The 22618-nt window shown below is 49.5% G+C and carries 25 protein-coding genes; 4 read left to right on the top strand and 21 right to left on the bottom strand.

Annotated features, from left to right (window positions below; all coding sequences use genetic code 11):
* Positions 1–3: 3 nt before the first annotated feature.
* The 18 genes from rnc to KGFNPO_RS05900 form a co-directional block, all read right to left on the bottom strand.
* On the bottom strand, positions 4–831 hold the full coding sequence (rnc, locus tag KGFNPO_RS05985; protein ID WP_472633583.1) for a ribonuclease III: 828 nt from the start codon (positions 829–831) through the stop codon (positions 4–6).
* Positions 832–864: 33 nt separating this feature from the next.
* On the bottom strand, positions 865–1248 hold the full coding sequence (locus KGFNPO_RS05980) for a DUF4845 domain-containing protein (protein WP_472633581.1): 384 nt from the start codon (positions 1246–1248) through the stop codon (positions 865–867).
* Between the two features lie 22 nt (positions 1249–1270).
* Complete coding sequence (lepB, locus tag KGFNPO_RS05975) at positions 1271–2182, bottom strand: signal peptidase I (protein WP_472633579.1); 912 nt, start codon at positions 2180–2182, stop codon at positions 1271–1273.
* Complete coding sequence (lepA, locus tag KGFNPO_RS05970) at positions 2179–3972, bottom strand: translation elongation factor 4 (protein ID WP_472633578.1); 1794 nt, start codon at positions 3970–3972, stop codon at positions 2179–2181. The genes lepB and lepA overlap by 4 nt, the downstream gene beginning before the upstream one ends.
* A gap of 390 nt (positions 3973–4362) precedes the next feature.
* Complete coding sequence (locus tag KGFNPO_RS05965; protein ID WP_472633577.1) at positions 4363–4629, bottom strand: glutaredoxin family protein; 267 nt, start codon at positions 4627–4629, stop codon at positions 4363–4365.
* Between the two features lie 79 nt (positions 4630–4708).
* Complete coding sequence (locus tag KGFNPO_RS05960) at positions 4709–6196, bottom strand: DegQ family serine endoprotease (RefSeq protein ID WP_472633576.1); 1488 nt, start codon at positions 6194–6196, stop codon at positions 4709–4711.
* A 4-nt stretch (positions 6197–6200) separates the two neighbouring features.
* Positions 6201–7220, bottom strand: coding sequence for a MucB/RseB C-terminal domain-containing protein (locus tag KGFNPO_RS05955; protein WP_472633575.1), 1020 nt, complete (start codon positions 7218–7220; stop codon positions 6201–6203).
* A gap of 3 nt (positions 7221–7223) precedes the next feature.
* Complete coding sequence (locus KGFNPO_RS05950; protein ID WP_472633574.1) at positions 7224–7901, bottom strand: sigma-E factor negative regulatory protein; 678 nt, start codon at positions 7899–7901, stop codon at positions 7224–7226.
* A 61-nt stretch (positions 7902–7962) separates the two neighbouring features.
* Entirely contained in the window at positions 7963–8565 is a 603-nt protein-coding gene (rpoE, locus tag KGFNPO_RS05945; protein ID WP_472615264.1) for an RNA polymerase sigma factor RpoE, read from the bottom strand.
* Between the two features lie 94 nt (positions 8566–8659).
* Entirely contained in the window at positions 8660–9163 is a 504-nt protein-coding gene (locus KGFNPO_RS05940; protein ID WP_472633572.1) for a protein YgfX, read from the bottom strand.
* A 49-nt stretch (positions 9164–9212) separates the two neighbouring features.
* Positions 9213–10454: a beta-ketoacyl-ACP synthase II gene (gene fabF, locus KGFNPO_RS05935; RefSeq protein ID WP_472633571.1), complete on the bottom strand. Its 1242-nt coding sequence runs from the start codon at positions 10452–10454 to the stop codon at positions 9213–9215.
* A gap of 29 nt (positions 10455–10483) precedes the next feature.
* A complete protein-coding gene (gene acpP / locus KGFNPO_RS05930; RefSeq protein WP_011871492.1) occupies positions 10484–10726 on the bottom strand; it encodes an acyl carrier protein in 243 nt (80 codons plus the stop codon).
* Positions 10727–10852: 126 nt separating this feature from the next.
* Positions 10853–11605 (bottom strand): 3-oxoacyl-ACP reductase FabG, encoded by a 753-nt coding sequence (gene fabG, locus KGFNPO_RS05925; protein WP_472633569.1) that lies wholly within the window; start codon positions 11603–11605, stop codon positions 10853–10855.
* Positions 11602–12534, bottom strand: coding sequence for an ACP S-malonyltransferase (gene fabD, locus KGFNPO_RS05920; protein WP_472633567.1), 933 nt, complete (start codon positions 12532–12534; stop codon positions 11602–11604). Before fabD ends, fabG begins: the two co-directional genes overlap by 4 nt.
* Before the next feature lie 23 nt (positions 12535–12557).
* The gene (locus KGFNPO_RS05915; protein ID WP_472633566.1) at positions 12558–13544 is read right to left on the bottom strand and encodes a beta-ketoacyl-ACP synthase III; all 987 of its coding nucleotides are present in this window, start codon (positions 13542–13544) and stop codon (positions 12558–12560) included.
* Positions 13545–13562: 18 nt separating this feature from the next.
* Complete coding sequence (gene plsX, locus KGFNPO_RS05910; RefSeq protein WP_472633565.1) at positions 13563–14645, bottom strand: phosphate acyltransferase PlsX; 1083 nt, start codon at positions 14643–14645, stop codon at positions 13563–13565.
* A 142-nt stretch (positions 14646–14787) separates the two neighbouring features.
* The gene (gene rpmF / locus KGFNPO_RS05905; protein ID WP_472615257.1) at positions 14788–14970 is read right to left on the bottom strand and encodes a 50S ribosomal protein L32; all 183 of its coding nucleotides are present in this window, start codon (positions 14968–14970) and stop codon (positions 14788–14790) included.
* Positions 14971–15064: 94 nt separating this feature from the next.
* Positions 15065–15610 carry a YceD family protein gene (locus KGFNPO_RS05900; protein ID WP_472633564.1) on the bottom strand — a complete coding sequence of 182 codons (546 nt, stop codon included), beginning with the start codon at positions 15608–15610 and terminating at the stop codon, positions 15065–15067.
* Between the two features lie 69 nt (positions 15611–15679).
* Between KGFNPO_RS05900 and KGFNPO_RS05895 the strand changes: the two genes are divergently transcribed.
* Together KGFNPO_RS05895 and KGFNPO_RS05890 are read left to right on the top strand one after the other, a co-directional pair.
* Positions 15680–16291 (top strand): Maf-like protein, encoded by a 612-nt coding sequence (locus KGFNPO_RS05895; protein ID WP_472634396.1) that lies wholly within the window; start codon positions 15680–15682, stop codon positions 16289–16291.
* Positions 16292–16380: 89 nt separating this feature from the next.
* On the top strand, positions 16381–17133 hold the full coding sequence (locus KGFNPO_RS05890; protein ID WP_472633563.1) for an SAM-dependent methyltransferase: 753 nt from the start codon (positions 16381–16383) through the stop codon (positions 17131–17133).
* Between the two features lie 57 nt (positions 17134–17190).
* On the opposite strand, the gene KGFNPO_RS05885 is transcribed toward KGFNPO_RS05890, so the two are convergent.
* Positions 17191–18108 carry a 23S rRNA (adenine(2030)-N(6))-methyltransferase RlmJ gene (locus KGFNPO_RS05885; protein WP_472633562.1) on the bottom strand — a complete coding sequence of 306 codons (918 nt, stop codon included), beginning with the start codon at positions 18106–18108 and terminating at the stop codon, positions 17191–17193.
* A 479-nt stretch (positions 18109–18587) separates the two neighbouring features.
* Positions 18588–19886, bottom strand: a complete 1299-nt coding sequence (gene aceA, locus KGFNPO_RS05880) for an isocitrate lyase (RefSeq protein ID WP_472633561.1) — start codon at positions 19884–19886, stop codon at positions 18588–18590.
* Positions 19887–20367: 481 nt separating this feature from the next.
* Between aceA and KGFNPO_RS05875 the strand changes: the two genes are divergently transcribed.
* Positions 20368–21027 carry a Crp/Fnr family transcriptional regulator gene (locus tag KGFNPO_RS05875; protein ID WP_472633560.1) on the top strand — a complete coding sequence of 220 codons (660 nt, stop codon included), beginning with the start codon at positions 20368–20370 and terminating at the stop codon, positions 21025–21027.
* A 373-nt stretch (positions 21028–21400) separates the two neighbouring features.
* On the top strand, positions 21401–21841 hold the full coding sequence (locus KGFNPO_RS05870; protein ID WP_472633559.1) for a CBS domain-containing protein: 441 nt from the start codon (positions 21401–21403) through the stop codon (positions 21839–21841).
* A gap of 104 nt (positions 21842–21945) precedes the next feature.
* Here the strand turns inward: KGFNPO_RS05870 and KGFNPO_RS05865 are convergent, their stop codons facing one another.
* On the bottom strand, positions 21946–22350 hold the full coding sequence (locus KGFNPO_RS05865; protein WP_472633558.1) for an ISAs1 family transposase: 405 nt from the start codon (positions 22348–22350) through the stop codon (positions 21946–21948).
* Positions 22351–22618 lie beyond the last annotated feature (268 nt).

The raw sequence follows: 22618 nt of genomic DNA, 5'->3' as shown, positions 1-22618 counted from the left end.
ACATTATATTATTTTTGCGCTGTCGAGTCCGGAGCGCTCCGGGTTTCGCTCAGTATTCTCGGCAGTTGAATTTACTGGCGCATCAGGCTGGTGTGTCGCTATTCCAGCCAGTTTCAATTGTGAAGTACGCGGCTTGATCTTGTGTGCAGCTGGCTTCAAGGCTGCAGCTTTTGCCGCCTCCAGTGCCAGTTTTGCCGCTTCCTGTTCCCCTGCACGCCGGTTTCCGCCAGTGCCGAATACCTGGATATCGAGCTTGGGAACCAGGCATTCAATTTCGAACTCCTGATTGTGTGCCGCCCCGTGCGTGGCCACCACATTGTATTGTGGCAAAGCTATTTTTTTGCCTTGCAGAAATTCTTGCAATAGCGTTTTGGCATCTTTACCTAAAGTAGTCAGATTGACCGAATCCAGAATCGGGTTGTATAGCGCGCAAATGACATCGTGTGCAACGTTAAAACCTGCGTCCAGATAAATAGCGCCGAACATGGCTTCGAGCGTATCGGCCAATATGGATGGCCGCCGGAAACCACCGGATTTCAATTCTCCTTCGCCCAGACGGAGAAAATGCGACAAGCCCAGGCTTTGGGCTATCTCGAACAATGCCTGCTGCTTGACGAGGTTGGCACGCACGCGTGACAAATCCCCTTCATTGATGCCGGGGTAGCGCTTATACAATAATGAAGCGACCACACAATTCAGAATCGAGTCCCCTAAGAACTCGACACGCTCATTGTGCAAGCTGCTGTGGCTGCGATGCGTCAAGGCCTGTTCCATCAAGGCAATATTCTTGAACGTATGGCCCATCCGATTTTGCAATAACATCAAATCCATTTTGGTCCGTAACTCTATCTATTTCAATTTATCTCAATCTAACACTTTGGTTGGAGAAATTTTGGCCGTGGTGCCGGCATATTCAAGCAACAGGGTAGCAGGGCCAAACAGAGGAATTTTTTTCTGGTAAGCAAAGCTTACCGCCGTTTCACCATCAACTTGAGTGATGTCCAGATCCTTGCCGGCAATCGCATCGATATAGCCGACATTTGCTTGCCGGTCGAAGGCAGCCCGGATTTCAGCCACAGTCGTGCCAGCGGCTTTGGCCGACACGATAGCCTTGCGGATTGCGCTATATTCAATCGCAGTTGGCACCACTTTCATCGCCAATATGGCGATCACGGCGACAATTGCCAATACAAAAATCAACCCTACCAGAGTAAGCCCCTGTTGCCTGATTTTTACTGCCGTGCGCATACATCCACTCCCCCGTTTTGATTTAATGGAAACTGCCGATACGTTTGATATCGCCCAGATTCATCCAGACGAAGAATGCTTTGCCGACTATATTCTGATCCGGAACAAAACCCCAGTAGCGGCTATCCAGACTATTGTCGCGATTGTCGCCCATCATGAAGTAATGCCCTTTCGGCACGGTACACGCGAATCCTTCGATATTATAAGTACACAATTCATGCTGCGGAAAAGCATCGGGATTTTGCACGAACGATGGCGCCCGCTCATCGTTGAGAATCTGGTGCGCGGCCCCGGTCAAGTTCTCCATATATTGCTTGGAATAGTTCAAATGTTCTTCGTCAAGATAATCCGGTAGTGGCTGGTAGCTGATTTTTTCACCATTTACCGTTAAGCGCTTGTTTTTGTACACTATTTTATCGCCAGGCACACCGACCACCCGTTTGATGTAATCCAGAGCCGTATCCTTCGGGTATTTGAATACCATCACATCACCGCGCTGCGGATCGTTGACTTCGATTATTTTCTTGTTAATGATAGGCAAACGAATCCCGTAAGTGAATTTATTTACCAGAATCAAATCCCCTATCACCAGGGTTGGCACCATCGAACTCGACGGTATCTTGAAAGGTTCATACAAAAATGAGCGCAGAAAAAAAACCATCGCAATAACAGGAAAAAAACTCCCGGAATATTCAATCCAGGTGGGTTGTCTGAGAATATTGGATTCCATCGCGGCACGTCCGCTGACATCGAGTTTGATGCCATCGCTTTGCAACTTGGCATTGCGTGCATCAAATGCAGCCAAAGCAGCATTTGCCGCAGCACGCCGCTGCTTAGACAAATAAAACTTGTCCAGAAACCAGACCACCCCGGTAACAATCGTCAGAACGAAGAGAATTAATGCGAAATTTCCCAAAATAGCTTGCAGGTTCATTTGTCATCCACTTGTAAAATAGCCAGGAACGCTTCTTGCGGAATTTCCACTGAGCCGACTTGTTTCATGCGTTTTTTACCGGCCTTCTGTTTTTCCAGCAGCTTGCGCTTGCGGCTGATATCGCCGCCGTAACACTTGGCCAACACGTTCTTGCGCAAGGCTTTGACATTCTCGCGTGAAATGATGTTGGCGCCGATGGCAGCCTGGATTGCGACGTCAAACATCTGACGCGGAATCAGTTCGCGCATTTTCGCAGCCACTGCGCGGCCGCGATATAGACTGTTGGCGCGATGCACAATGATCGCCAGCGCATCGACTTTCTCGCTATTGATCAGCATGTCTACCTTGACTACATCGGCCGTGCGGTATTCTTTGAACACATAATCCATCGATGCGTAGCCGCGTGAAGTCGATTTCAGACGGTCAAAAAAGTCCAGCACGATTTCCGCCATCGGTATTTCGTAGGTCAATTGAACTTGCTTGCCATGGTAATTCATGTCGATCTGAATGCCGCGCTTCTGGGTGCACAGCGTGATCACCGAGCCGACATATTCCTGCGGCATGTAGAGGTTGACGGTGACGATGGGTTCGCGAATCTCTTCGATTTTGGAGGGCTCGGGCATCTTGGATGGATTATCGACCATTAAAATGGTGCCATCGCGCAACACAACCTCGTAAATCACTGTAGGCGCGGTAGTAATCAAGTCCATATCGAACTCGCGCTCCAGACGCTCCTGGACGATTTCCATGTGCAGCAAGCCCAGGAATCCGCAGCGAAAACCGAAACCGAGCGCCTGCGACACTTCCGGTTGATATTGTAATGCCGCATCGTTCAGTTTCAGCTTCTCGAGCGAGTCGCGTAATGCATCATACTGATTCGCTTCGACCGGAAACAGGCCGGCAAAGACTTGCGGCTGGATTTCCTTGAAGCCGGGTAACGCTTCTGCCGCAGGTTTGCCCAGCAAGGTTACTGTGTCGCCCACCTTGGCCGACTTCAATTCCTTGATGCCAGCGATGATGAAGCCGACTTGCCCTGCCGACAAGGAACTTCTGGACACGGATTTGGGCGTAAACACCCCAACGCTTTCGACCAGATGTTGCGCCCCGGTAGCCATGAACAGAATCTTATCCTTGGGACGAAGGGTGCCGTTTTTTACGCGCACCAGCATTACCACACCGACATAATTATCGAACCACGAATCGACGATCAGGGCCTGCAACGGCGCATCCGGGTCGCCTTGCGGCGGCGGCACCCTGCGAATCATCGACTCCAGTACATCCTGCACGCCGAAGCCAGTTTTAGCGGAACAATGGACCGCATCGGTAGCATCAATGCCGATGACTTCCTCGATTTCCGCAATCGCGTTTTCCGGGTCTGCTGAGGGTAAATCGATCTTGTTCAAGACCGGCACCACTTCCACTCCCAACTCAATTGCGGTGTAACAGTTGGCAACGGTTTGCGCCTCCACCCCTTGCGAGGCGTCCACTACCAGCAGCGCGCCCTCGCAAGCGGACAACGACCGGCTGACCTCGTAACTGAAATCGACGTGACCGGGAGTGTCGATCAGGTTCAGATTGTAAATTTGGCCGTCGCGGGCCTTGTAACTCAACGCTGCCGTTTGCGCCTTGATCGTGATGCCACGCTCACGCTCGATATCCATGGAGTCAAGAACTTGCGCCTCCATTTCGCGATCCGACAAGCCGCCGCAGAGTTGGATGATGCGATCAGCCAGAGTCGATTTGCCGTGATCGATATGAGCGATGATGGAAAAGTTGCGGATATTATTCATTGAGCCAAGCGCGGTTACAAAAAAGGCGCTCCAAGCCGGGCAATCTCCCCGGCGAGCGCCTTATTGCTGAAGGTTATTCGAAGCCGGCATTTTACCGGATTTTAGGGTGGAATACCCATGTAATCGGGACCATCGACTGTAGACTTGCCCCAACCCAAAAACAAACTGCAAAGATCAAGCAGAAAAATTTCCCCACCAAACCAATCCGGAACGTCAGCACGTCACAAAAATGATCTCTTATCAGGTTCGTGATAACTCTCTAAAAAATATAATGTATAAGGGGTATATGAAAAAACATAGTGCTTACCGCAAGTAATTAGTGCGTCTCAAAAAATACTTACAGCTGTACATTTATTAGCGTCGGCTTCAAGGAAGCTGTAATTATAGGGATCATGCATGATCCGGCTGGGTCATCAAAAATGCACTTACCTTCGCTACATCCAGATGATAGTGGCATAACTGCAGCGCGGTCGCATCGTCACGACACCCGACCAGCACTGGCACCAGTTCGTCATACTGCGCCAACAAGGCCTCATCCCTATCGACATCCAGAACTTCCACTTCAAATGAAGCTAGCTCCCGCAGCGCCTCCAATGCTTGCAACATGTCATCGCACAAATGGCAATACAGTCGCGAGTAAAGCGTAAATTTAATCATGGAGTGCACACAGTAAGCGTTATTAAAACAAAGGGCTGCAAGCCAGATTAGCTTGCAGCCCCTGCAAACGGCAACCGATTTATTGGCTATTTGGCTTTAGCGGGACAAACTGCGAAGAATCCCCGCGACGCACCAGCAGTACCACCATTTTTTTCTGTTCAGCTTTGGCCACTAATGCGTTGAACTCCTTTGCATCTTTGACATCCGTATTGTTAAATTGCAAAATCAGGTCGCCGGCTCGCAGCCCAGCCCGAGCGGCTGATCCTTCGGCAGAGTCAACCATTACACCGTTGCTGACTTTGAGTTCTTTCTTTTGCGCAGCTGCCAGGTCGCTGACCACTAAGCCCAAAGCGTTTGCTACAGCAGCAGGTTTGGCTTTCTTATCCTCTTTTTGAGCAACTTTCTCGGATTCCATTTCCGTGATCACCAGAGCCAGTTCGCGACTAGCGCCTTTGCGCCAGATCGTCAACGAAGTACGGGTGCCTGGCTTGGTATTACCCACCAGGCGCGGCAAATCGGAGAGCCGCTCAATGGCAATGCCGTTAAATTTAAGAATAATATCACCAGCCTGCAGCCCCCCCTTTTCTGCCGGACTGCCTGATTCGACCCGCTGCACCAGCGCTCCCTGTGCCTTGGACATGCCAAGCGACTCTGCGACATCCTTGGTGACTTCGCCGATCTGCACCCCGATACGACCACGGGTAACCTTGCCTGATGCTTTCAATTGTTCGGAAACGCGAATCGCCTCATCAATCGGAATGGCGAACGAAATTCCCATGTAACCGCCGGAGCGACTGTAGATTTGGGAGTTGATACCAATTACCTCGCCGCGCATATTGATCAAAGGACCACCCGAATTACCTGGGTTGACTGCGACATCAGTCTGAATCAAAGGCAAATAATCCCCGGTCTCACGCGCTTTGGCAGAAATGATGCCGGCAGTCACAGTATTGTCCAGATCGAAGGGGGAGCCGATCGCAATAACCCACTCACCCACCCGGATCTTGTTGGAGTCGCCAATGGTCAAGCGCGGCAGATTGCTGCCTTCAATCTTGACCAAAGCAACATCGGTGCGTTTGTCGACGCCAATGATTTTCGCCTTGAACTCCCGCTTGTCAGTTAATTTGACATAGACTTCATCCGCACCATCAACGACATGCGCATTGGTCATCACAAAACCATCTGCCGACAGGATGAATCCTGAACCAACGCCACGTGGCACTTCTTCCTCTTGCTGCGGAGCCTGCTTGTTGTTACGTGGGGCACGGTCTGGCTGCTGCGGAATCGGAATACCAAAATAGCGGCGAAAAAATTCCTGCATCTCCTGCTCATCATTACTGCGAGTAGCAGGTTCGGCCTTCATTTTTTCCGTCGTACGTATATTGACTACTGCAGGGCCGGTTCTTTCCACCAACGCGGCAAAATCTGGCAAGCCAGCAGGTATCCCCGCAGCAGGAGCCGCAATCGCACTACCACCCAAGCCGGGTATTGCAGGCGAAACAAACACGCTCACCACACTCAACATGATCACAGAAAGTGTCTTGTTAATAGAAATAGGTATTTTCATATGGTTATTTTGGGTTGTATTCAATGGAGTTAGCCAGTTGCATAACCGATTTTGCAGGCACTTCACCGACGATGGTAAGCCAAAAATCACCTTGCCGCTTACCCAGAATGCTCATCGCACCCTGCTGACGCACACCCTCCGTGCGGCTTTGCGTACTGGGTTCGATAAATACTGAAATCGCAGCAAGTCCATCGGAAAACACAATTTGTTCAATCTCCCGTCTGGCAACAACTGGCTTGTTAGCATGTTCGACAGCAGAAGCAGAATTGCCCGAAACCAGGCGTTTCATTTCACGAATTTTCTTGAATCCGGGTGGCACCCATTTAACTTCCCAGTCATGAATGCTGACGAGTTTCATGGCAGCACTCTCTAAGCGCCAGCCCGAAACATTTCCAAAACCAGATTTAACGCGGTTGCGATCAATTTTACCGATTTCAATCTGGGTAAAAAAGATTTGCTCGATTACTGCATTATCCTTATCCAGCGTTTGTGCGCGCAACAACAAGCCGGTGGATTTCTCAACACATAGCCTGTAGCCATAACGCAAATCGTCTTTCGGCTCCAGCAGAATGGACTGACAAAAGAATCCAGCTACTCGGCCATCACTACTTTTCCTGAAATGGTAATAAATAGCAACATCATCCAAGCTAGCGGAAAATATTGCGGGGAAGACATCTTGAGTCACACGCTTTTCAATCAGAAGCGTTTTTTCTTCCGGGATGTAAGAGGTTACTTCCTCGTTACGACGTATGTATTCACGCAAATTACCATCGAGTATCTCAAGTTTTTCAAGCTCGTTTTCCCCTTCCAGCAAATGCGTAATGCGTGATGTGCGCATTTGATTGGCCTGCTGATACACGAATGTGCCGGAATAATTATATTTTTGCGCAGCTACCCTCATCTTCTTGAACATTGTCTGCTCAGGAAGATTTCCGGAAGAATTACTATTGCCTGCTCGCGCAGAAAATGCACAAAAAATAAAAAAAAGAACGACAAGCCTCATTCCAACCAATGCTATGCGCATAAATTAATTACTTTGTATTTCTGTTGTAAAAGACGCCGGTCTTGCATACTGTGCATTACTGTAGCCAGAACGAGAAAAACGTTGATGCGCAAAAAGATATTCATCCATATTGGAGTCGTGCAACATCACATTGGAAGAGCTCGTATCAGTCACATACGCAACACTGTCTTTGCTGGCAGCTCCCGCCTTGAGTTTGATATTACCTTTTTCAACCGCTGCCATCACAGGCGAACCAGATGACGCAAAACCAGGAACATCAGTGCCCCAGCCATTGAATGCAACCATGAGTGGGGGTGCAGCGAAAAACGCAACCGCTGCTGCTGCCGCAACTGCAAGCCCGGGTCTGAAAAAATGCTTCCCAATCCTCATCGATGCCGGCCCGCTTTGTTCAACGGACAAGCGTTCAAAATCAGAAGACAGCCTTTTAGACTGATTACTCGTTTGGGCAGGCGCAAATACAATCGGCTCTGCATCCAGTAAAGCTGCCATCCGCTGCTGTGCCTGAGGCCGCATCTCGTATGCCAGATCTTCCGAACGCAATACATCACCAATGCGATGGTAAACATCCCAAGCTTCGCGCCGTTCTGGAACGCGAAGAGCAGATAACACAGCAGCGAACTCCTGATCTGCTAATTCAGAATCGGCAAAAGCCGAAATGTGTTCTTGGGTCATTTTTTTCATGTTCATAAATTACCTTGCCGCAGCTTGGTTATCCCCTTAAGCTCAAATGGTTGATCCTGTTTTACCAGCGCTTGTCATACGCTGTATCCAACAGTGGTCTTAATTTTTCTGCTATCGCTTCCCTGGCACGAAATATCCTGCTGCGCACCGTACCGATCGGACACTCCATCACATCCGCAATTTCGTCATAACTTAAGCCCTCAATTTCACGCAGACTAATCGCTGTACGCAACTCTTCAGGAAGGGATTCCATTGCCAAATTTACTGTCTGCGCAATTTGCTTGGTAGCAAGCATGGATTCCGGTGTATTGATATCCCTTAGGTGCTCTCCATCGTCAAAAGTTTCCGCTTCTTCTACGTCTGCGTCGGTCGAAGTTGGTGCGCGCCGCCCTTGCGTAACTAAGTAATTTTTTGCCGTGTTGATGCCAATCCGATACAACCATGTATAAAAGGCTGAGTCTCCACGAAATTGTGGCAATGCACGATAAGCCTTAATAAAAGCTTCCTGTACCACATCTTCTGCTTCTGCCTGATCACGGACGAGTCGAGACACAAGCCGCATCAATTTCCGCTGATACTTGGAAAACAATAGCTCGAACGCTTTTTTGTCGCCATGCTGAACACGCTCGACAAGTCGTTTATCAATGTCGCGTTCTGTTGTCAATCCTTATTCCCTTGTATTTCGCAACATGCACGCGGCTTAAAACTATTGACTGCATGCAATGCATTAAGTTCAACTCTTGAGATTGAAAGCCTCATCAAATTTCATTATTATCTCGTTTTACCCGTGCAGCGATCCATCGTAAAGCTACCGACAATGACCTGAATGACTGAAGTGAAACACTATCTGGCAATATGGGTAAAACAGTAAGGTGTCCACTATCAGAACGCAGGCGCAACAATAACAATTTTGGCCATAAAGTCGAATCTTCCAACAAATTGACAATAAACTTACCAGTGCTGTCGTTATCCAATACGCCCCATCCATTATTGGCCGATGTGCCCAACTCCAATAATCGTATCTGCCCGGCAGAAGATATGGTGATCAAATAATATTTTTGCGCAAAAAAAAAGAAACTCCAACATGAACTTGCCACAAAAAAATAGGCCAGCACGACGAATAGACGCTCCCACGATGACAAAATGCTCAAATAATTACACCCTATCAGACCTGCGATCAAAATGATGCATAGCCAAGCCGCGGTCACCATGACCAGCAACAATCGGGATGGACGCACAACGGTAGTGACCGCTATGGACATAATTGAAAGGAAAAAAAAGCCGCCCCTACACGAGGACGGGCTGTATTAATTAGATTTTTCCGAAAATGAGCGTACCGTTGGTACCGCCAAAACCAAAGTTGTTTTTGACTGCATATTGAATAGGAATATCTCGTGCTGTGTTAGCACAATAATCCAGATCACACTCAGTATCCTGATTGAAAATATTGATAGTCGGCGGCGATACCTGGTTATACAAGGCCAACACTGTAAAGACAGATTCCAATCCCCCAGCACCGCCCAGTAAGTGACCGGTCATTGACTTTGTCGAATTAACGATCAAGTTCTTGGCATGCTGACCAAATGCAGCCTTGACCGCATCAGTTTCATTTTTGTCACCAATTGGCGTTGATGTGCCATGCGCATTAAGGTATTGCACTTCATCGACATTAATGCCTGCGTTTTTTAATGCATTCACCATACTGCGACGCGGACCATCCATATTTGGCGCGGTAACGTGGTAGGCATCGCCACTCATGCCAAAACCGACGAGTTCTGCATATATCCTGGCACCTCGCGCTTTTGCATGCTCATACTCTTCCAGAACCATCACACCGGCGCCTTCTCCAAGCACAAATCCGTCACGATCGGCATCCCATGGTCGAGATGCTGTCTGGGGATCTTCGTTACGCGAGGAAAGTGCACGGGCAGAAGCGAACCCCCCCAGACCGAGCGGCGATAAGGTGGATTCTGAGCCACCGGCGATCATCACATCGGCATCGCCGTATTCAATCATGCGCCCAGCTGTACCAATACTGTGCAAACCAGTAGTACACGCACTAACAATGGCAAGGTTAGGGCCTTTTAGCCCATACTTGATCGACAGGTGACCGGAAATCATGTTAATGATGGATGCAGGCACAAAAAACGGTGAAATCCGACGCGGTCCGCGTGCGACATATTCCGTGTGCGTCTGCTCAATCATTGGCAAACCACCGATGCCAGATCCTATTATGACGCCAATGCGCTCGGCATTAGCCTCTGTTACAACCAGACCACTATCTTGCATTGCCTGAATTCCGGCTGCCACGCCAAAATGGATAAAAGCATCCATGTGACGTGCTTCCTTAGCAGGAATATATTCCTCAATATTGAAGCCCTTCACCTCTCCTGCAAAATGCGTCGAAAAAGATGTAGCATCAAACTTGGTAATGGTCGCAATACCGGATTTGCCTGAGATCGCTGCGCTCCACGTATCGGCAACCGTGTTGCCAATAGGTGAAACACAACCGAGACCAGTTACGACGACACGGCGTTCACGTGAGCGGCTCAAACAGTTCTCCAGAAGTCAATCAAAGTAATTTAAGCAGCCTTAACGTGTGCTTTGGCATAATCAATCGCCTGTTGCACAGTAGTTATTTTCTCGGCTTGTTCATCCGGGATTTCCATTTCGAACTCATCTTCCAATGCCATGACGAGTTCAACTGTATCGAGGGAATCCGCACCTAAATCATCAACAAACGATGATTCGATTTTGATGTCAGCTTCGGCGACACCCAGTTGCTCTGCAACGATTTTTTTTACGCGTTGTTCAATATCAGACATGTATTGCCTCCAGTGTATTGGTTACGGAAAGTGCGCGCATTTTATCAGGTTTGCGACGCAAAAAATAAATTTCAGTTTCTTCGTTTAAATTTAGCTTAAAAACTATTAACATCCATTAGTGATACGTCATCCCATGTACATCCCGCCATTAACGTGCAAGGTCGTGCCGGTGATATAACTTGCCTGTGGCGAGGCAAGGAATACTGCAGCAGCAGCGATATCTTCAGGCATGCCAAAACGATTTAATGGTATCTGACTTAATAATGCCGCCATTTGCTGATCGTTCAACGATTTTGTCATATCCGTATCGATGAAGCCGGGGGCAATACAATTGACAGTGATATTGCGACTGCCAATTTCCCGCGCCAGCGCTCTACTCATACCTGCCACCCCGGCTTTTGCCGCCGCATAGTTCATCTGCCCAGGGTTGCCTGTCGATCCCACCACTGAAGTGATATTGATGATACGCCCGCTTCTCGCCTTCATCATGCCACGTAGCACAGCACGGGAAAGACGTGCCACTGCTGTCAGATTAGTTGCGATGACAGCATCCCACTCTTCTTCTTTCATACGCAAAGCAAGCTGATCTTGCGTAATGCCCGCATTATTGACAAGAATCGACAATCCATCGTAATTCTTCTGAATATGATCAACCAGTGCGCTGCACCCCGCGACATCATTCACATCAAGTATCACACCCTTACTGAGGCCGCCAAAGGCAGCTAGATAATCGGTAATTACACCGGCTCCAGCTTCGGAAGTTGCGGTACCGATGACTATCGCTCCTTGCCTGGCAAATTCGAGTGCAATTGCACGGCCAATGCCACGGGAAGCACCGGTAACTAGTGCCACTTGATTATTTAAATTGTGCACCGTCACTTCATTAGCTCCAAAATTTTATCCAGTGATACCTGATCAAAAAGTGCTTCCGCCGCCAAATCAGCATTGATACGCTTTGTCAGCCCGGTCAATACCTTGCCCGGCCCGCATTCTACGACATGGGTAACACTTTCTGCTGCAACTTTTTGCATCGTTTCTACCCACCTGACCGGGTTAGCAGCTTGTCGCACCAAAGCATCCTTGATTCTCGATGGATCGTTTTCGATTGCCACGTCGACGTTATTGATCATAGCGATCTGTGGCGTAGAAAAAGCCATGCCTGCCATAAAATCACGCAAACGGTCTGATGCCGGCTTTAATAAAGAGCAATGAAATGGAGCAGATACGGAAAGTAACAATGCACGCTTTGCACCTCTTGCCTTGGCTGCTTCACAGGCGCGCTCGACGGCATTTTTGTGACCTGCAATTACCACTTGTGCTGGCGCATTAAAATTGACCGCCTCCACAACCTCGCCTTGTGCGGACGCCGCACATATTTCAAGCACTGCATCGTCCGACAAACCGAGGATCGCTGCCATACCGCCTTTGCCGACTGGCACAGCTTCTTGCATTGCCTGCGCACGAAAACGCACTAAACGCACAGCATCATAAAACGGTATGACGCCAGAAGCGACTAGGGCAGAATATTCACCAAGACTGTGGCCTGCAACAAGTGATGGTATCGCACCACCGACGGCAATCCATGCCCGATAAAACGCTACGGCAGTAGCCAACATTATCGGCTGTGTATTCGTCGTCAGATCCAGCTCTTCTTTCGGACCTTCCCCGATCAACCTGGCAAGATCACACTGCAATGCCTCTGATGCTTCAGCAATGGTTTGCCGCACGACTACGTTATCGGTAAAGCCATTTAACATCCCAATACTTTGAGAGCCCTGGCCCGGGAATACGAATGCAAATTTTTTCATGCTAGTTATTGGTAATCGATTAATTACATCCGTGCGAGTACCGCACCCCAAGTGAAACCACCACCAACGCCTTCCATCATCACGGTTTGCCCAGCCTTGATGCGTCCATCGCGCATGCCGACATCCAGTGCCAATGGAATGGATGCTGCAGATGTATTGCCATGCTGATCAACCGTGACAATCATTTTTTCCATAGGCAAACTGAGCTTCTTGGCTGTGCCCTGCATGATTCGGATATTCGCTTGGTGCGGAACCATCCAATCTACTTGCGATGCATTTAGTCCAGCTTTATCAAGCACTTCATGCGCGACTTTATCCAGTAATTTTACCGCCAACTTGTATACTGCCTGGCCGTCCATATACAGAAAAGCACTACCTTCCAGTACCCCGCCACCAACATTGCCAGAGACATAAAGGATCTCGTTATACCGTCCATCCGCATGCAATTTACTGGCCAGAATCCCTGGCTCTTCAGAGGATGACAGAATAGCGGCACCGGCGCCATCGCCAAACAATACGCAGGTTCCACGATCGTCAAAATTGAGGATGCGGGAAAACACCTCTGCGCCAATTACAAGTATGTTCTTGTGTGCACCAGACTTGATGAAACTATCAGCAATAGAAACGGCATAGATAAATCCGCTGCATACCGCCTGCACATCCACAGCGGCGCAATCATTGGTAATGCCAAGTTTGCGCTGTACCACGGTCGCGGTGCTGGGAAAACCGCCAAGGTAGTCTGGTGTTGATGTGGCAAGAATGATCAGGTCAATGTCATTTGCAACCAGTCCAGCCATCTGAAGTGCATTTTTTGCAGCTTCAACAGCCAGATCGCTGGATTGTGTACCTGGATCAGCATAGTGACGGGCAGAAATACCGCTGCGCGAAACAATCCATTCATCCGAAGTTTCGATCCCTTTTTCAGCCATTCGTTTGGCGAGATCCTGATTCGTTACACGATTTTTAGGCAGGAAACTGCCTGTTCCAATGATTTTACTGTATGGATTCATGCCGTTTTATGCTCATTATTACTTAGTTAATTGCGTCGATTTGATTGCATCCGGACCTGGCAAGATTTCGCTTGCTGTAGTCGGCATCAAGTCTTCGATCGCCCTGGAAATACGGGACAAAACATCATACTTTGCTGCGTCAAAAGCACGTCTGATTGCCCATTCAAACGCATAGGTGTCTGCACCGCCATGACTCTTGAATACCAGGCCGCGTAATCCTAACAAACTGGCACCATTGTAGCGGGACGGATTCATCCGAGCGGAAAAAGATTTAATCGCTTTCTGCGCCAGTAATGCACCCAACATACTCAAAAAATTACTCTTGAATTCTGCTGTCAATCCTGATTTTACCAAGCGGCCCATGCCTTCAGCTGCTTTCAATGTAACATTGCCAACAAAACCGTCGCAAACGACAATATCTGTAGTGCCTTCAAAAATATCATTGCCCTCAACATTGCCATAGAAGTTAAGTAGACCCTTGGCACTGTCGGCACGCAGTAATTCACCCGCCTGCTTGACGACGTCATTGCCCTTAATTGCTTCTTCACCGACATTCAGCAAGCCGATTGTCGGTCTGGGCTTGCCTTCGATCGCTGATACCAGCGCCGAGCCCATGATAGCAAACTGATGCAAATGCTGCGGCTTGCAATCCACATTCGCGCCAAGGTCAAGCATGTAGGTTGGGCCGTTTTTCTGATTAGGAAGAATGCCGCAGATGGCCGGACGTTCAATACCCGCTATCGTTTTGAGCACATACCGCGATACCGCCATGAGCGCACCCGTATTACCAGCCGATACGCAAGCTTGCACCCGTCCGTCCTTCACCAGACCAATTGCCACACGCATGGAGGAATCCTTCTTGCGGCGCAAGGCAATTTCTACGGGATCGTCCATCGTGACAACTTCGGATGCATGCACTATGGACAGACGCGTATGTCCTACCGCTTTATGTTTTTTCAACTCCGCGAGAATCACGTCTTCCAGTCCAACCAGCACCAACTCGGCATCGGGTTGACGATTGAGAAATGCAATGGCGGCTTGTACCGTAACAGACGGACCATGATCGCCGCCCATGCAGTCAATAGAAATTTTAATTGTCATTATTTTGATTCAGTGCCTTACGCAAGCCACGCATTATGGGGCAGAATCGGCGCGATTCAAAATCACGGAACCATTAATTTTAGGCGCAAAAAAACGGCGCCAAGTTAAAACTCGTCACGCCGTTCTTAATCCGGAACTGCGATTAATCGTCGTTCTTTGTCTTTAGCACTTTACGACCACGATAAAAGCCATTTGGGCTGATATGGTGACGCAAGTGCGTTTCGCCAGTGGTCGGTTCAATGCCCAATTGTGGCGTAACCAGAAAAGAATGCGCACGATGCATGCCGCGCTTCGACGGAGATTTTTTATTTTGCTGAACAGCCATGATAACTCCTAATACTCAAGATCTAAAATAGTAACACATCCAGTTTACAAGCCCACAGGCAAACTGGAACACTTGCTTAAAATCAATTCCAAGCCTAACTCAACCGCTTCAAGACCTCAAATGGCGAGCTTCTTTTTGCCCCATTCAAAGCCTTCAGCGCTGCCGGGTCCGGACATACTTCATGCTTGGGTGAAAGAGGTATCGCCAGCAACACCTCGTCTTCAATCAGCACAACAACATCCAGCTCTTTTGTTCCAACGATAACGTCGATCGCATCGTCGTCCAGCATTGCTTCAATTTCATCCGCATGCACATCATCTTTTGCAAGAATCAGGCTTGATTCGGATGCGATATCAAATGTACATGGAGTCAAACAGCGCTGACACAGCAGTGATACAGATCCGGATACGGACAACGTCAGTTGCTCAAACCCTAAAACGCCGGTTCCGCCATCAATCGACCAGGACAGAACTGCTGATTTATCAACACATTCGCCTGAAAGCCGCGAAGAATCTGCGATAACTATCTCGCCTTGACGGTGTTCTTTAAGCCGACAAAATTCGAAAGCGTCGATTACAAAAGCATTCATAGGCAAAGCTGAATCCGGAAAACCTGCGATAATAACAGGCTTTTCGATCATTCGTCAAAGTGTTAGCGCACTTTATCGAAGTATATTTATATCCGCTAGCTAACCAGGTCATTCACATTGATTCCCAAACTACCGCCCCGACTAATTCTTGCATCAAGCTCACGTTACAGGCATGAATTATTGAGTCGATTGCAATTGCCGTTCGAGGTATTGATTCCTGATATCGACGAAACTCCACTTGCCAGCGAAACACCGACAATGACCGCGCTGCGTCTGGCCCGTGCAAAAGCACAAGCAATCGCAACGTTAGCACCGGGCGCGCTGGTGATAGGCTCGGATCAGGTCGCCACACTCGACGATCTCCAGATCGGCAAACCGGGAAATTATGAAAACGCATTGCTTCAATTGCAAAAAATGCGCGGCCGCCGCGTGATTTTTCATACCGCCTTATGTCTTTGGGATGGCCGCCAGAACACGCCTGCAAATCAGGTGCAAGTCGAAAATGTCCAGACTTTCGTCACTTTCCGCGATTTACCAGACAATGAATTGAGTGCTTACTTACATATTGAGCAGCCTTACGACTGTGCTGGTAGTGCTAAAAACGAAGGACTGGGGATTACGGTCATTGAAAAAATCGAGAGCACCGATCCCACTGCCCTGACCGGCTTGCCGCTCATTGCGCTGACTACGATGCTGCGCCGCGTTGGCGTGTCATTTTACACTTCCATATAAATACAGTAATGGGTATGGTGTTTTATTACCACTTTACCGCACATTAATTATGGCTATAAAAATATACTCACCATATTATCGATAAAACTATGCCTGGCATTCTGTATCTGATCCCCAACACGCTCGGCCAGACCGATGGCGAGGCCGGCGACTTGCTGTCGCGCATCATTCCGCAACAAGTTCAGGCCATTAGCGCTGGTCTCGATTATTTTGTGGCAGAGAATGCCAAATCGACGCGCGCTTTCCTGAAACTGCTTTCTGCCACACATCCACTGGCAAAACCTTTGCAGGAAATCAGCATTGCTGAGTTGAATGTCAATACTCCATCTGCCGCCCTCCCGGCATTACTGGCGCCGATTTTGGCCGGCCAGGATGCGGGCTTGATTTCTGAAGCCGGTGTGCCGGCTGTGGCCGACCCAGGCGCCAATCTGGTGCGTTTGGCGCATCAGCACGGCATTCAGGTGCGCCCATTAGTCGGGCCGTCATCGCTGCTGCTAGCTGTCATGGCGAGCGGCCTGAACGGCCAGAGCTTTGCTTTTAACGGGTATTTGCCGACCGATGCCGGATTGCGCATAAAGCGCATCAAGGCGCTCGAAGAACGCTCGCGCCACGAGAAGCAAACCCAGCTTTTCATTGAAACGCCGTACCGCAACGGTGCGATGCTCGAAGCACTGGCTGGCGCTTGCCTGCCAGATACCCTGATTTGCATCGCCACAGACCTGACTTTGCCGACCGAATCGATTCGCACGCAAACAGCTGGCAAGTGGCGCCGGGAACTCGGTGCCGGCGAAATGCCTGCTTTCCACAAAAAACCGACGGTATTTCTGCTGTTGACGCAATAACGCGCTGTAGGCAGTTGCGGCTGGCAAATAGCCGATAACAGCTTTGATTCCTATCAGTTAAACCCGGCGCGTACCGGTAAACTTCGCCAACGTCGCGCCCGATTCCAATGTAAATTCGGCATCGGCATCGGTTCCCAACGCGCTTACCAGGTAGGGCATCAGTTCCTTGAGCATAGGCTCCAGCGTCCACGGCGGATTAATCACGAACATGCCGCTGCTATGCAGGCCGAAACCATCAGGCGACGGCGCACAAACGGAAAGCGTGACATTGAGCCAGCCACTGGCGGGCAATTGTTTCAGTTTCTCAGGCAGTTGGCGCGACTCCATCCGGTTCAGCACCGGATACCAGACTGCGTAAGTGCCGGTAGCAAAACGGGTCAACGCGTCTGCCAGAGTATCTTTGACGTGGCGATAGTCGCTTTTGTCCTCGTAGGGCGGGTCGATCAGTACCAGGCCGCGCCGCGACGGTGGCGGCAACAGCGCCCGCAAACCGGCAAAACCGTCGGCGCGCTGAATCATCACACGCGTGCCGCGTCCCGTCTGCCGTATCCCCTGCTCTGCTGCATGCGCTGCGAGCTTGCGGAAGTTATCGGCCAAAATCTTGCTATCGCTCGGATGCAGCTCGAACAGGCGCAGGCGATCTTGCTCGCGCATGGTTTTATCGGCCACATAAGGCGAGCCGGGGTAATAGCGCATTTTGCCGCTCGGATTGAGCTGCTTGATGAGCTTGACGTATTCGGCCAGCGGCGCAGGCATATCCTTGCGCTCCCACAGACGGCTGATGCCGCTTTCGAATTCGGCATTTTTGGTCGCGTAACTGCTATCGAGCGCATACAGCCCGGCACCGGCGTGGGTGTCGATATACATGTAAGGCGTGTCTTTCTGGCCGAGGTATTGCAATAGCTGCATAGTCACGACATGCTTTAAGACATCGGCGTGGTTACCTGCATGGAAGGCGTGGCGGTAGCTCAACATAAAAAAGGGTTCAATCGTGGTAAGTAAGTATATTTAATAAGAAGCGGCGTAACGACGACCGATAGAATTTTCGACGCTTGATCAAAAACCGCACCTTTCAAGTCGACAGAAAAAACGCGGTGCGCGCCGCCACAACAATGCCGCCATTCTAACAAGTCTGCACTGCGGACATGCCATCCACTGGATTGCCAACCCGGCCAGCGCTCGGCAGCACGCAAGATAAACAGGTTTTGAAATATAAATATGGAGTATGCAAAAAATCATGGCATTTACCGCATATATTAATTGCGGATATAAAATATCCTCCACTCCAGTATTAATAGTACGCAAGCATTTCACCCACTTAATAAAACGCGATGATGTTGCAATAAAAAAACCGCCAGAGTTGCCCATGGCGGTCTTTTTATTGCAACATCATCGCAGCATTAGCAGCGCCGGAGGAAATTTTCCCGACGCAGCATCAGTGCAATGTACGCGATTTATGCAACTTTCTTGTCATCGAAGAATTGTGCATCTTCAGTTGAGCCATGCAGTGCAGTGGTGGAAGACTGGCCTTGCTGAATTACCTGGGTTACTGCATCGAAGTAACCAGTACCGACTTCACGCTGATGCTTGACTGCAGTAAAGCCTTTTTCCGCTGCTGCGAATTCCAATTCTTGCAACTCAACGAAAGCCGACATCTGGTTGCGGGCATAGCCGTGCGCCAGGTTGAACATACCGTAGTTCAGTGCGTGGAAACCAGCCAGGGTGATGAACTGGAACTTGTAGCCCATGCGGCCGAGTTCTTTCTGGAAATTGGCGATGGTGGCATCGTCCAGGTTCTTTTTCCAGTTGAACGATGGTGAGCAGTTGTAGGACAACAGCTTGCCTGGGAACTTGGCGTGGATCGCGTCAGCGAATGCCTTGGCGTATTCCAGATCAGGTTTGCCGGTTTCACACCAGATCATGTCGGCGTATTCAGCGTAAGCCAAACCGCGCGAGATTGCCTGTTCCAGACCTGGTCTGGTCTTGTAAAAGCCTTCAACCGTGCGCTCGCCGGTCAGGAATGGCTTGTCATTGTCATCCACATCGGAGGTGATCAAATCGGCTGCTTCTGCATCGGTACGAGCCAACAATACAGTTGGTGTGCCCATCACGTCGGCTGCCAGACGCGCAGCATTCAGTTTTTCAACCGCTTCACGAGTAGGAACCAGAACCTTGCCGCCCATGTGGCCGCATTTTTTGACCGAAGCCAATTGATCTTCAAAGTGAACGCCGGATGCGCCCGCTTCGATCATTGCCTTCATCAATTCGAATGCGTTCAACACGCCGCCGAAACCGGCTTCTGCATCGGCCACTATCGGCGCGAAGAAATCGGTATCGCCCTTGCCTTCGGACCATTGAATCTGATCAGCGCGGGTCAGACAGTTGTTGATGCGCTTGACCACCAGCGGTACCGAGTTGGCTGGGTACAGCGATTGGTCAGGATACATTTCACCAGCAACGTTGGCGTCGCCTGCAACTTGCCAGCCGGACAGGTAGACCGCTTTCAAGCCAGCTTTAACCTGTTGCATTGCCTGGTTGCCAGTCAATGCGCCGAGTGCGTTGACGAACGGCTCGTTGTTGACCAGGTCCCACAACTTGATGGAACCGTTTTTCGCCAAAGTGTGCTCAACCTGGATCGAGCCACGCAGACGAATCACGTCTTCCGCTTTGTAGTTACGCTTGATACCTTTCCAGCGCGGGTTGGTGTCCCAATCTTTTTGCAGCTCTGCTACTTGCTGTTCACGTGTCGACATTGCATTCTCCTGATGGCAAAAAGTAGATGAATTAAATAAAATCTGTGTTGATGTAAATAATAGTAGGCTCCTTTTTGCAAAGCAACAATGTCTTATATAAGACATATATCTAAAATTTTATCTATATTTATCAATATCTTATAAACTAATTATCGCGATGTGGCATATCATTTCTCAAAATGAAAGATAACGTCGTTACTGAAGCGGAGCAGCTCCCACGATATGAAAAAATGATTCCACTTCATGGAAAATATCTAGTTAGCAATTCAAAAATAAGGCATGAAAGATTTATTTTGAGGTGCAGTTGTATTGCGTCGCAACAATTGATTCGATTTACAATAGAGACAAACTTGGTTTTCCCTAGTCAAGCATCCATGTATTATCCGAGTACTTATATTTTTCTCGCAACCAGAGACCCATTATGAAAGTTACGCAAATTCATCCTGTCATACGAGATATTGCCGATTGCGGTAGGTGCGCAGTGCGTAAAAACTCATTATTTTCTGATTTCACCGATGAAGATTTTCGTCTGATTCAAGCGCCCATCGAAGATTTCCGGTTTACTCCCGGAGCGGTAATATATAAGCAGGGTGATAAAGTCAATGGGCTGTATACGATACGTAGCGGCATGGTCAAATTGAATCGCCTGAATGCCGATGGCACCCAGCGCATCCTGCGCATCCTGCGCATCGGCGACATCATCGGCCTGGAAGCCAGTCTCAGCCAACATTACGAGAACGACGCAATTGCCATCAATACAGTAACTGCCTGTCGTGTTCCGAGCGATGCCATTGCACGCCTGGATCGCGAGTCGCCCCGCTTGCACCGCAATTTGATGAAGAAATGGCACGAAACCGTGGTCGAGGCCGACCAATGGTTTGGCGAGCTCACCAACGGGCTGGCGCGCGTACGAATGGCACGCCTGCTGTTGAAGATGCGTGACTCGGATGATTCCGATGTGTCGTCGCTGTTTTCGCTGGAAGACATAGGATCGGTGCTGGGCATGACCATCGAAACAGCCAGCCGTATTATCAACACTCTGCTGCGTGAGGGAAAAATCAGGCGCATCAATGGTGGCGACCGCCACTACCAAATCGATATCGCGGCACTGGAGAAGGAGTCGCAGTCCAGCGCTTTGTAAGCGGCAAATCACCCATAGCGACCGCCGCTTCCAATATTCTTGCTTAGATAACGCCAGTCCCCGATTACCCTGCCACGCGTCGGTTGTTGCCGCTGAAAACGGGCTATGAAAAGGCTAGTGGTACGGCGCTGTGTTGAGCGAGGTCAACTATTCGGCATACCCAAGCAAGGACATCACATGAATGTCTCCAAAGGACACTAAAAAATTCACGCTCATGGCAGACTGAGATTGTTTTAAAGGAAAATATATTTTGTTGTACCGCGAAATAGTTTTACGGCATCCATCCCAAAACCAACAATAGAAACGATTGTCAGGATAGGCCAAATCAGCGAATATATAGTTATTATATTGAAACTTTTAAAGGAGATCAGCCATGCAAACCGTCGCACAGATTCTCAACTCAAAGCACAATCAGACGGTCTGGAACATCGCGCCTGCAGCATTGGTGTTGGATGCTATCAAGTTACTCGCAGAGAAAGGTATCGGGGCGCTGTTGGTAATGGAGGGAGAACGGGTCGTCGGCATTGTTACCGAACGTGACTACGCCCGGAAAGTGCATATTTTGGGGCGCTCGTCGGACAATACCCCGGTCAGCGACATCATGACTTCCCCTGTCATGTACGTAAGCCCTGACCAAACCAATGAGCAATGCATGGCATTGATGACTGAAAATCGATTGCGACACTTACCCGTCATGGACAATGGCAAGTTGGTTGGCCTTATTTCTATCGGCGATCTGGTGAAAGACATAATTTCCGAACAGCAATTTATTATCCAGCAGCTTGAACACTACATCATGGGCGAGCGGGGTTAAGGGATTGACATATGGTCGTGAAACGACTTGGAAACGATGGCAGTTTCCACCAAGGCGATTGCATGAATGGTCAGTTGTTTAGACCCAGTAACTTGCCTAGGTAATCAACGTTCCAATCGACTTTCAGTTGCTTGTTGGCGATGCCGAGTTTCGTGGTGATGTCGCTTTTGAGCAGGTTGAGTGCAATACGGCGCAGAATGGCAAAGTTTTGTGCGCCTCGCCAATCCGGCTTCGGCCAAGCCGGGCTGGTTGTCCTTCACACCCAATACGTAGTCCGCACCGCTTTGCACAATCTTGGCAGCAATGTCGTGCTGGCATCCCATCGCGTCGATGGTGATCGATGCTCCCTTTGATGCCAGTGCACGCAGCAATTCCGGTATGGCGATGAACTCGTTGCTCTTGTCGGCAGTCTTGATCTGCCCAAGCGTCAAACCACTCGTGCTGCTCCAGGTCGATACAGATGAACGCGCTCTGCTTGCCATCATGCGAGCCGCGTACACATTTGCCATCGATGGCCATGTGCTGGCCCGCCAGTGACGGGCACAGCCCGCTGACCCAGCGCATGAAACACGCGTCAAGCTGTTTCGCACCGAGCAGCGAAAAGACCCGCCCAGAGGTATCGTGCGAGGCAATACCATTCGCAAACGGAAGGTGCTGACGCAATCAGTCCAGCTTCATCTCGCTCCATTCGACAACCGACGTCCAACTCTTTGCTCCACTGATGGATGCGCAAATGGCTGCCAGCAGCAATTCGTCGAATGCTTCTAGCAGTGATAT

The organism is Gelidimonas diazotrophica (assembly GCF_055694025.1).
This window is presented reverse-complemented; position numbering and strand designations above follow the sequence as displayed.

Bases quoted from the DNA above. Each gene is read 5' to 3' on its own strand.
- KGFNPO_RS05980 (WP_472633581.1), bottom strand. From the start codon at position 1,248: ATGCGCACGGCAGTAAAAATCAGGCAACAGGGGCTTACTCTGGTAGGG.
- KGFNPO_RS05865 (WP_472633558.1), bottom strand. From the start codon at position 22,350: ATGGCAAATGTGTACGCGGCTCGCATGATGGCAAGCAGAGCGCGTTCA.
- KGFNPO_RS05915 (WP_472633566.1), bottom strand. From the start codon at position 13,544: ATGAATCCATACAGTAAAATCATTGGAACAGGCAGTTTCCTGCCTAAA.
- rpmF (WP_472615257.1), bottom strand. From the start codon at position 14,970: ATGGCTGTTCAGCAAAATAAAAAATCTCCGTCGAAGCGCGGCATGCAT.
- KGFNPO_RS05955 (WP_472633575.1), bottom strand. From the start codon at position 7,220: ATGCGCATAGCATTGGTTGGAATGAGGCTTGTCGTTCTTTTTTTTATT.
- lepB (WP_472633579.1), bottom strand. From the start codon at position 2,182: ATGAACCTGCAAGCTATTTTGGGAAATTTCGCATTAATTCTCTTCGTT.
- lepA (WP_472633578.1), bottom strand. From the start codon at position 3,972: ATGAATAATATCCGCAACTTTTCCATCATCGCTCATATCGATCACGGC.
- fabD (WP_472633567.1), bottom strand. From the start codon at position 12,534: ATGAAAAAATTTGCATTCGTATTCCCGGGCCAGGGCTCTCAAAGTATT.
- plsX (WP_472633565.1), bottom strand. From the start codon at position 14,645: ATGACAATTAAAATTTCTATTGACTGCATGGGCGGCGATCATGGTCCG.
- rnc (WP_472633583.1), bottom strand. From the start codon at position 831: ATGGATTTGATGTTATTGCAAAATCGGATGGGCCATACGTTCAAGAAT.
- KGFNPO_RS05870 (WP_472633559.1), top strand. From the start codon at position 21,401: ATGCAAACCGTCGCACAGATTCTCAACTCAAAGCACAATCAGACGGTC.
- KGFNPO_RS05960 (WP_472633576.1), bottom strand. From the start codon at position 6,196: ATGAAAATACCTATTTCTATTAACAAGACACTTTCTGTGATCATGTTG.
- acpP (WP_011871492.1), bottom strand. From the start codon at position 10,726: ATGTCTGATATTGAACAACGCGTAAAAAAAATCGTTGCAGAGCAACTG.
- KGFNPO_RS05890 (WP_472633563.1), top strand. From the start codon at position 16,381: ATGCCTGGCATTCTGTATCTGATCCCCAACACGCTCGGCCAGACCGAT.
- KGFNPO_RS05950 (WP_472633574.1), bottom strand. From the start codon at position 7,901: ATGAAAAAAATGACCCAAGAACACATTTCGGCTTTTGCCGATTCTGAA.
- KGFNPO_RS05885 (WP_472633562.1), bottom strand. From the start codon at position 18,108: ATGTTGAGCTACCGCCACGCCTTCCATGCAGGTAACCACGCCGATGTC.
- KGFNPO_RS05965 (WP_472633577.1), bottom strand. From the start codon at position 4,629: ATGATTAAATTTACGCTTTACTCGCGACTGTATTGCCATTTGTGCGAT.
- KGFNPO_RS05940 (WP_472633572.1), bottom strand. From the start codon at position 9,163: ATGTCCATAGCGGTCACTACCGTTGTGCGTCCATCCCGATTGTTGCTG.
- aceA (WP_472633561.1), bottom strand. From the start codon at position 19,886: ATGTCGACACGTGAACAGCAAGTAGCAGAGCTGCAAAAAGATTGGGAC.
- KGFNPO_RS05900 (WP_472633564.1), bottom strand. From the start codon at position 15,610: ATGATCGAAAAGCCTGTTATTATCGCAGGTTTTCCGGATTCAGCTTTG.